Raw genomic sequence first — 9,113 nt, forward strand, 5'->3', positions numbered from 1 at the left:
CTACAGTGCACGCCCGGTCACGCTGACAGCCACCGCTGCCCGGCATGCCGAGCCAGATGGGACGATCTTCATGCTTGTCAAGATCCTGAAACAATACCTGCGACCGTACAAGGGGCCGATCGCGCTGGTCCTGGCCCTGCAGTTCGTACAGACGCTGTGTGCGCTGTATCTGCCCACGCTGAACGCCGACATCATCGACAACGGCGTGGTCAAGGGCGACAACGGATACGTGCTCAAGACCGGCGGCTTCATGCTGCTGTTCTCCCTGCTGCAGATCGCCTGCTCGGCCGGGGCGGTCTACTTCGGGGCCAGGACCGCCACGCTGCTGGGCCGGGACCTGCGGGCCGGCGTCTTCGACCGGGTCCAGGCCTTCTCCACCCGCGAGGTCGGCCGCTTCGGCGCGCCCTCGCTGCTCACCCGGACCACCAACGACGTGCTGCAGGTGCAGACCGTGGTCCTGATGACCTTCACCATGGCCGCCGCGGCGCCGGTGATGCTGGTCGGCGGGGTGATCCTGGCGCTGCGCCAGGACGTGCCGCTGTCCGGGCTGCTGGTGGCGATCATCCCGGCGCTGGCCATCGCGATCGGCATCATCATCCGGCGGATGGGCCCGCTGTTCCGGATCGTGCAGGTCCGGATCGACAAGATCAACGGGGTGATGCGCGAGCAGATCACCGGCATCCGGGTCATCCGCGCCTTCGTCAAGGACGAGCACGAGTACGAGCGCTACGGCCGGGCCAACGACCAGCTGCTGGACGTCTCGCTGCGGGTCGGCAAGCTGATGGCGCTGATGTTCCCGATCGTGATGACGATCGTGAACTTCGCCAGCGTCGGCGTGCTGTGGTTCGGCGCGCACCGCATCGACTCCGGCGGCATGCAGATCGGGTCGCTGACGGCGTTCCTGAGCTACCTGATGCAGATCCTGATGAGCGTCATGATGACCACCTTCATGTTCATGATGGTGCCGCGCGCCGCGGTCTGCGCCGACCGCATCGGCGAGGTGCTGGAGACCGAGTCCAGCGTGGTGCCGCCGGCGACGCCCACGGTGCCGCAGACCTCCGGGACGCTGGAGCTGCGCGGGGCGAGCTTCAAGTACCCGGGCGCCGAGGACTGCGTGCTCAACGAGGTGTCGCTGGTCGCCCGGCCCGGTGAGACCACCGCGATCATCGGCTCCACCGGCGCGGGCAAGACCACGCTGCTGAACCTGGTGCCGCGGCTGGCCGACGTCACCGACGGCGCGGTCCTGGTCGACGGGGTGGACGTGCGCGAGCTCGATCCGACGACGCTGACCAAGTCGGTGGCCATCGTGCCGCAGAAGCCGTACCTGTTCACCGGGACCATCGCCTCCAACCTGCGCTACGGCCGCCCCGACGCCTCCGACGAGGAGCTGTGGGAGGCGCTGGACACCGCGCAGGCCCGGGACTTCGTCGAGCGGATGCCCGAGGGGCTGGACGCGCCGATCGCGCAGGGCGGGACCAACGTCTCCGGCGGTCAGCGACAGCGCCTGGCGATCGCCCGCGCGCTGGTGCACAAGCCGGAGATCTTCCTGTTCGACGACTCGTTCTCGGCCCTGGACTACAGCACCGACGCCCGGCTGCGGGCCGCGCTGGTGGACCAGACGCGGGAGTCCACGGTGGTCATCGTCGCGCAGCGGGTGTCCACGATCCGCAGCGCGGACCGCATCATCGTCCTGGACCTGGGCGTGGTGGTCGGGTCCGGGACGCACGGCGAGCTGATGGAATCCAACCAGACCTACCGCGAGATCGTGCTCTCGCAGCTCACCGAAGAGGAGGCCGCGGCATGAGCACGGACGGGGCGGGGAACGGCGGCGAGAACGCCGAGAACACGACCAATGGTTCGAGCGCTGGGAACGGCGCGAGCGCCGGCAGCACCGATCACACCGAGATCGTGAAGGCCGAGCAGAACGGCGGCAAGGTGAACGGCGCCGCCACCAATGGTGCAACGCAGAATGGTGCCGCCACCAACGGCGCGGCACAGAATGGTGCAGCCGGCTCGGACTCCGAGCGCCTGGAGACCGAGAGCGAAGGCGACGCACCGCGTCCGCAGCAAGGCGGCGCACTGCGCGGCCCGGCCGCGTTCATGTCCGGCCCGGCCGCGAAGTCGAGGGACTTCAAGGGCTCCTCGCGCCGGCTGCTGGCCTACTTGCGCCCGGAACGCACGATCCTGATTGTCTCCATGCTGATGGCCGCGATAGGCGTCGGCATGTCGGTCTGGGGCCCGAAGCTGCTGGGCAAGGCCACGGACCTGATCTTCGCCGGCGTCATCGGCCGCCAGACCCCGCGCGGGCCGAACGGCCAGTACCCGACGAAGGCCGAAGCGGTCCAGCACCTGCAGGAGACCGGCCACGGCACGCAGGCCAGCCTGGTGAAGTCCATCGACTTCAACCCGGGCCACGGCATCGACTTCACCGAGGTCGGCCATGTCATGATGCTGCTGCTGGGCCTGTACGTCCTGGTGTTCATCTGCATGATGATCCAGTCGCGGCTGGTCATCGTCGTGGTGAACCGGGCGATGGCGCGGCTGCGCACCGACATCGAGGCCAAGCTGAGCCGGCTGCCGCTGTCGTACTTCGACAAGCAGCCGCGCGGCGAGGTGCTGTCCCGGGCCACCAACGACGTGGACAACTTGGCGCAGTCGCTGCAGCAGTCGCTGGCGCAGGTCGTGATGCAGGTCTTCACGCTGCTCGGCGTGACCGCCTTCATGCTGTGGACCTCCTGGCTGCTGGGCCTGATCGCGATCGCCACGGTGCCGCTGTCGGTGTACGTCGCCGGCCGGATCGGCAAGAAGTCCAAGCCGCAGTTCGTGAAGCAGTGGGCGGCCACCGGCCGGCTGAACGCGCACATCGAGGAGATGTACACCGGCCACCAGCTGGTCAAGGCGTTCGGCCGGCAGGAGGAGGCGGCGGCGGAGTTCAAGAAGCAGAACGACTCGCTGAACGACGCCAGCTTCCGGGCCCAGTTCATCAGCGGCCTGATCCAGCCGACGATGATGTTCCTGGGCAACGTCACCTACGTGCTGGTCGCGGTGGTCGGCGGCCTGCGGGTCTCGGCCGGCGCGCTGTCGCTGGGCAGCGTCCAGGCCTCGATCCAGTACACGCGGCAGTTCATGATGCCGCTGTCCCAGGTCGCGGCGATGGCCAACCTGATGCAGTCCGGCGTGGCCTCGGCCGAGCGGATCTTCCAGATCCTGGACGCCGAGGAGATGTCCCCGGAGCCGGCGCAGCCGGTGGAGCTGGAGCGGGTCCAGGGCCGGGTGGAGTTCCGCGACGTGAACTTCAGCTACTCGGCGGACCGGCCGCTGATCGAGGACCTGTCGCTGGCCGTGCAGCCGGGGCAGACCGTGGCCATCGTCGGCCCGACCGGCGCCGGCAAGACCACCCTGGTCAACCTGCTGATGCGGTTCTACGAGGTGGACTCCGGCGCGATCCTGCTGGACGGCGTGGACACGGCGGAGATGTCGCGGGAGTACCTGCGGTCCCAGACCGGCATGGTGCTGCAGGACGCCTGGTTGTTCGGCGGCACCATCGCCGAGAACATCGCCTACGGCACTCGAGACGCCTCGACCGAGCGGATCCAGACAGCGGCGGCGGCCACGCACGTAGACCACTTCGTGCGCACCCTGCCGGACGGGTACGACACCGTGATCGACGAGGAGGGCTCGAACCTGTCGGCCGGTGAGAAGCAGCTGATCACGATCGCCCGAGCCTTCCTGGCCGAGCCGGCGATCCTGATCCTGGACGAGGCCACCTCCTCGGTCGACACCCGCACCGAAGTCCTCATCCAGCGCGCGATGAACAAGCTGCGGGAGGGACGGACATCGTTCGTCATCGCGCACCGGCTGTCCACGATCCGCGACGCCGACATGATCCTGGTCATGGAGAACGGCCGGATCGTCGAGACCGGGACGCACACTCAGCTGCTGGATTCCGACGGCGCGTACTCGCGGTTGTACGCGGCGCAGTTCGCGCAGGCTCTGGCTGAGGTCGACTGAGGTTTCGGCTGGGGTTTCGGCTGGGGTTTCGGCTGGGGTTTCGGCTGGGTTGGGTTGCGGTCGACTGCGGTTGACCGAGGCCCGACCGCGGCCGAGCCGAGGTCCGGCTGAAAGCGACTGAGACAGGGTTCTGTGTTATACCGGGCTGGCCGACTCCGAGGGGGGAGTCGGCCGGCCCACATCTTTTCCCGCGCCCCGCCAAGCACTCGTTTCGCTGACTCACCTACCTCAGCATGTTCCGCCGCATCGCCCGACCTCGCAGACCACGTTGTTAAGCTCCGAAGATGGCTTACGAGCAAGCAGCAGACCGTTTTCTGAAGGCCCTGGAGGCGACCCTCGCGCCGGACATGCTGCGCGGCGTCTACGTCGTCGGCTCCGCCGCGCTCGGCGGCTGGCGTCCCGGGCGCAGCGACCTGGACGTGCTGGTGGTGCTCGACCGCCCGATGAACGCCTCGGACTCGGCGATGGTCGGCGAGATGCACGCCGAGTTGGAGACCACGCGCGCCGACCGTCCGCACTGCGACGGCCACTACGTCACGCCCGACCTGCTCGGCGCACGCAGCGAGGCCAAAGTCCCGTTCGCGGTGGACGGGGTCTTCAAGCCCGAGGGCCACGCCACCGATCCGGTGCTCTGGGCGATCCTCGACCGGCACGGCGTCACGCTGCGCGGGCCGCAGGCCTCGGAGCTGAAGGTCGCCCCGGATCCGACATGGCTGCGGGAGTGGAACCGCGGGAATCTGGAGTCCTACTGGCGCACGCACGTCAGGTACCGGACGCACTTTGCGAAACAGGACCCTGCTTCGCCGGTGGCCCCCTACCTGCTGGCCTGGGAGGCGACCGGGCCGGGCCGGCTGCACGCGACCATCGCGACCGGCCAGGTGATCTCGAAGGAGGCGTCGGCCGACTACACGGCCGGGCTTTTCCCGGAGTACGCGAATCTGTGTGCGAAGGCGAAGGCGTACCGACTCGGTGATGAGACGGTGACATGTACGGCCGCCGAGGCGCTGCGGGTGATCGACCTGGTGGAGGCGGTGTGCAACTCGGCAAAAGAGTTGCCATGATCTCGTGACTTCCTGGCTACCTGCGAGTAGCTTTACCGACCGGTAACCACGCGCGTGTGACCCTGACCACTCGACCCGTTCGCCCACCGGTCCACCAGGGAGTCAGTATGCGTAAACGCCGCTTCGCCCACGCCATTTCCGCCGCACTCCTGGCCGCGCCCTTCCTGGCGCTGGCCGCCCCGGCGCACGCCGCCACCGCGTCCGGGATCAACGACTTCTCGTGCCGCCCCAGCGCCGAGCACCCCCGCCCCGTCGTGCTGGTGCACGGCACGTTCGGCAACGCCGGCGACAACTGGATCGTCGGCGCGCCGTACATCGCCTCGCGCGGCTTCTGCGTCTTCGAACTCGACTACGGCCAGGAACCGGGCATCCCCCTGTTCCACGGCCTGGCCCCGGTCGCCCAGTCGGCACAGCAACTGGCGCACTACGTCGACCAGGTGCTGGCCGCCACCGGCGCCTCCCAGGTCGACATCGTCGGCCACAGCCAGGGCGGGATGATGCCCCGCTACTACCTGAAGTTCCTCGGCGGCGCCCCCAAGGTCCACACCCTGGTAGGCCTGGCCCCCTCCAACCACGGCACCAACCTCGACGGCATCGAGACCCTCGCCGCCAAGTACTTCCCCGGCGCCATCGGCCTGATCGGCACGGCCTGTCCCGCATGCAGCGACCAGATCGTCGGCTCGCCCCTGATGCAGCAGCTGAACGCCGGCGGCGACACCGTGCCCGGAGTGCAGTACACGGTGATCTCGACCAAGTACGACGAGGTCGTGACGCCATGGCAGTCGCAGGCACTGAACGGGCCGAACGTACACAACGTCCTACTGCAAGACCTATGCGCCGCCGACCTGTCGGAGCACGTCGCCATCGGGACCACCGACAAGATCGCGCTGCATGAGGCGGTCAACGCGCTGGATCCGGCGAACGCTACGCCGACCACGTGCCTGTCAGTCTTCTCATAGGTTCATAGGCTCACGGGATCATAGGTTCGCCCTTCCGGTCGAGCCGGCTTCGGGCGCGTAGCCCGGACCGGGGCGGTGCCGCGGCCTGGTTGGCGCGGCACCGCCTGCCGTGCGCGGGACGTGGCGTGCCGGACACGATGTGCCGGACACGGCGTGCGGGACGCGGCAGGCGGTGCCGCCCGCGGTGCGCGGGACGCGGTGTGCCGGACGCGCTGTCAGAGACCCGGCGTGCGAGACGCGGTGTGCCGGGCACGGCGTGCGGCGTGCGGCTTGCGGCGTGCGGTGCCGCCCGCGGTGTGCGGGACCCGGCGAGGCTTTGGCGCAGCCTCCACTGTGCCTACGACTTGGCCGAATTCGAAGGCTCTCATCACCTCGCCGCCCGTGAGTTCATCCGAGCCTCAGCGGCCTGCCTGTTGGAGGCCCGCCAGAGCCAGCAGCCGTTCCATGTGCTCGACGGGAAGGGACGGCGAGGCGCCGGCGGCCTCCGCGACGGACTCTGATGAGTCTGCGAGGAGCTGGAGCAGAGCTGGAAGCGGAAGGTTGCGGTGGCCCGCGACCGCGCGACGTACACGGTCTGCAGGGTCGCAGGCCAACTGCTCGGCGAGTTCCGATGGCAGGTCCGGATCGCGGGGCGCGAAGGAGCGGAGCCTGGACTCGGGGTCGGTGGCGAAGCGCCGCAGGACCTCCGGCGGGAAGGTCAAGACCTCCGCGTCGTCCCACCACAACGTGAACTTATCCCGCGGCCGGTAGCGGCGCTCGATGCTCTCGGCCGTCGCCGGATCGACCAGGTGCGGGGCCGTTTCGGCCATGGTGAGGCGGACCATCTCCTCCCCATCGGCCAGCAGCCGTGCCACCGCGTCGGCGGGCAGGGATTCGTTGCACGCCGCGGAGGCTCGGAAGCTGACATAAGGCGAGTCGATGTGCGGCAACGGATCGGCGGTGACCCAGTCCAGCTGCAGGATGCGCAGCTCCGTCGGAGCGAAGGAGTTCCCGTACCAGCGGCGAACCGTTTCGTCCTCGGCGTCGGGGCCCGGCCAGGCCGCCGCACGCGAGAGCTCGTGGACCGCAGCGTGGATCTGCGCCCGCAGGTGCTCGGGCGTGTCGGGGCGCGCGAAGACCTTGATCCGGACGTTCAAGTCCGGATCGACGGCAAGGATGTCGCGGACTGGCGGCGGCAGGTCCGGATGCCGGGCGAGTTCGGCACGCACCTTGTCGTCCGGATCTGCGGCAAGCCGCCGAAGGGTATCGGCGTCCAGGACGGCGTGGATCACCGCGCCCGCTCGGGTCACCGGATCCGCCAACAGGGCCGGCAGCAGATCCGCGGGCGGTGCCGGATGCCGCCGACGCGCGCCGTAGATCGAGCAGGCCGCGGCGCGGACCCGGGGCTCGGGATCGGTCAGCAGGATCCGCCGGACCTGCTCCGGCGCCCGGGTCCAGCGTCTGGCCAAGTCGGCGCGGATCGCGGGGTCGGGGTCGGTGGCAAGGCGGGCTCGCAGGTCAGGCGGCGTGTGGCGGCTTTGGGCGAAGCGCTCGCGGACTTGCGGTTCGGGATCGTCGATGAGCTGCTCCAGCAACTGCCTCGGCGCGGTCGCGGCGTGGACGGCCAGCGCGGCCCGCACCCCCATGTCCCGGTGGGCGGCGAGTTGGATGCGGAAGCGGTCCGGGAGCCGCTTGTTGAGTGCCAGGCTGTGCACGAGCCCGTGGTCGTCGAGCTCGATGATCTCGGTGATCATGTCGTCGGTGAGGTCCGGGCGTCCCGCCACCTTTCCCCCTCCCCGTCGCCATGCGAACAGGCGCCGGATCATGGCGGCCGGCAGGGCGGGGTTCGTCGCCAGGCCGTCCATCACTTTGCCGAGGTGTACCGGAGTCGGGGCGTCAGCGTCCATGGGGCCAGGATGCCAGGCGGGCTACGTCGTGCTGGTGGCGGTTGGTCGGGCTGATCGATCAGGCCCCTGATCATCCTCGGCAAGGATGCGCTGGGCGATGGCGGCGTAGTGGCTGGCGGTGGTGTGGGAGAGGTTGAGGACGCGGGTCAGGTGGAGGGGGTCTGGTCGGGCAGACAGCGCCTCGTGGAGGATCCGGTCGCGGCGGGTCCGGTCGAGAGCGATGCTCGTTGGCGAGCGGTGCCGCGTCTGGTTGGCGCGGTGCCGCCTGCGGTGTGCGGGTTGCGGTGAGGCGTTTTGGGCAGCCTCCAGGGCCGGACCCTGGTGCCTGGGGGTGGCGCTGGGGTCCGGCTGTTGGGTTGTGGTGTGGTGCCCGCCCCTTGCGGGGCCTGCTCGATGCGGGGCGATCCCCCACTGTGCCTCCGACTTGGCCGAAGTCGAAGGCGTTTCTATCGCCTCGCTTCGAGCAGTCGACGACGCGAGGTCATCGAGGGCGTGGCGGTCGGCCCCGGACCGGCGCGGTGAGCTCTGTCCGCGCACGACCGGTGTCGACCGTCGATCCGTCGGCCGCCGGTGGTGCATGTGGCGTTGGGTGGCGGCTTCTGGACTGTCTCAATAGTCCGCGAAGACCGCATATCGGACATCGGGTGAATGGCGTAGATCGCGCTGCGCATATCAGCCGAGGCCGAACGGGTGACCAGCGGCGACGCGGGGGCTTGCCGCCGCAGCGTAGAGGGGGTTCCGCAGGGCGCAGGCGGGGTGCGAGACACACGCGCCGCCACAACGCGCAGGCGGTACTGCAACGCGCACACGCCGGCGCAACGAGCAGGCGGTGCCGCAGAGCGCGCACTCGTCGCCGCTGGGCGCAGGCGGTGCCGCAGGGCGCACGCGGTGCGCAACACGCACGCGCCGCCGCAACGCGAAGGCGGAGCTGCAACACGCACACGCCGCCGCAGCACAGAGGCGGTGCCGCAGAGCGCAGGCGGTGCTGCAACGCGCACACGCCGCCGCAGCGCAGAGGCGGTGCCGCAGAGCGCAGGCGGTGCCGCAGAGCGCAGGCGGTGCCGCAGAGCGCAAACGCCGCCGCAGCGTAGAGGGGCTGCGCAGCGCGCAAGCCCCGCCGCGCGTAGCGCCTCAGGCCGCCCCTGGCGGTGGGTGGCGGCCTGAAGCGCTACGCGCCGCCGGGGAGGGGTGGGCCT

The 9,113-nt window shown here is 69.7% G+C and carries 5 protein-coding genes; 4 read left to right on the top strand and 1 reads right to left on the bottom strand.

Annotation, left to right across the window (positions count from 1 at the left end; genetic code table 11):
- Window positions 1-70: 70 nt before the first annotated feature.
- The 4 genes from GWK61_RS27320 (at window position 71) to GWK61_RS27335 (ending at window position 6,031) form a co-directional block, all read left to right on the top strand.
- A complete protein-coding gene (locus tag GWK61_RS27320) occupies window positions 71-1,804 on the top strand; it encodes an ABC transporter ATP-binding protein (protein WP_194912809.1) in 1,734 nt (577 codons plus the stop codon).
- Window positions 1,801-4,011: an ABC transporter ATP-binding protein gene (locus tag GWK61_RS27325; protein ID WP_228563027.1), complete on the top strand. Its 2,211-nt coding sequence runs from the start codon at window positions 1,801-1,803 to the stop codon at window positions 4,009-4,011. The genes GWK61_RS27320 and GWK61_RS27325 overlap by 4 nt, the downstream gene beginning before the upstream one ends.
- 284 nt (window positions 4,012-4,295) lie before the next feature.
- Window positions 4,296-5,072 (top strand): nucleotidyltransferase domain-containing protein, encoded by a 777-nt coding sequence (locus GWK61_RS27330; RefSeq protein WP_194912811.1) that lies wholly within the window; start codon window positions 4,296-4,298, stop codon window positions 5,070-5,072.
- 107 nt (window positions 5,073-5,179) lie between these two features.
- On the top strand, window positions 5,180-6,031 hold the full coding sequence (locus GWK61_RS27335; RefSeq protein ID WP_194912813.1) for an esterase/lipase family protein: 852 nt from the start codon (window positions 5,180-5,182) through the stop codon (window positions 6,029-6,031).
- Window positions 6,032-6,429: 398 nt separating this feature from the next.
- On the opposite strand, the gene GWK61_RS27340 is transcribed toward GWK61_RS27335, so the two are convergent.
- A complete protein-coding gene (locus GWK61_RS27340; RefSeq protein ID WP_194912815.1) occupies window positions 6,430-7,917 on the bottom strand; it encodes a hypothetical protein in 1,488 nt (495 codons plus the stop codon).
- Window positions 7,918-9,113: the final 1,196 nt, after the last annotated feature.

This window comes from Catenulispora rubra (genome assembly GCF_015356825.1).
Taxonomy (GTDB): domain Bacteria; phylum Actinomycetota; class Actinomycetes; order Streptomycetales; family Catenulisporaceae; genus Catenulispora; species Catenulispora rubra.

Excerpts from the sequence above, each read along its gene's own strand:
- GWK61_RS27320 (WP_194912809.1), top strand. The coding sequence starts at position 71 with ATGCTTGTCAAGATCCTGAAACAATACCTGCGACCGTACAAGGGGCCG.
- GWK61_RS27325 (WP_228563027.1), top strand. The coding sequence starts at position 1,801 with ATGAGCACGGACGGGGCGGGGAACGGCGGCGAGAACGCCGAGAACACG.
- GWK61_RS27330 (WP_194912811.1), top strand. The coding sequence starts at position 4,296 with ATGGCTTACGAGCAAGCAGCAGACCGTTTTCTGAAGGCCCTGGAGGCG.
- GWK61_RS27335 (WP_194912813.1), top strand. The coding sequence starts at position 5,180 with ATGCGTAAACGCCGCTTCGCCCACGCCATTTCCGCCGCACTCCTGGCC.
- GWK61_RS27340 (WP_194912815.1), bottom strand. The coding sequence starts at position 7,917 with ATGGACGCTGACGCCCCGACTCCGGTACACCTCGGCAAAGTGATGGAC.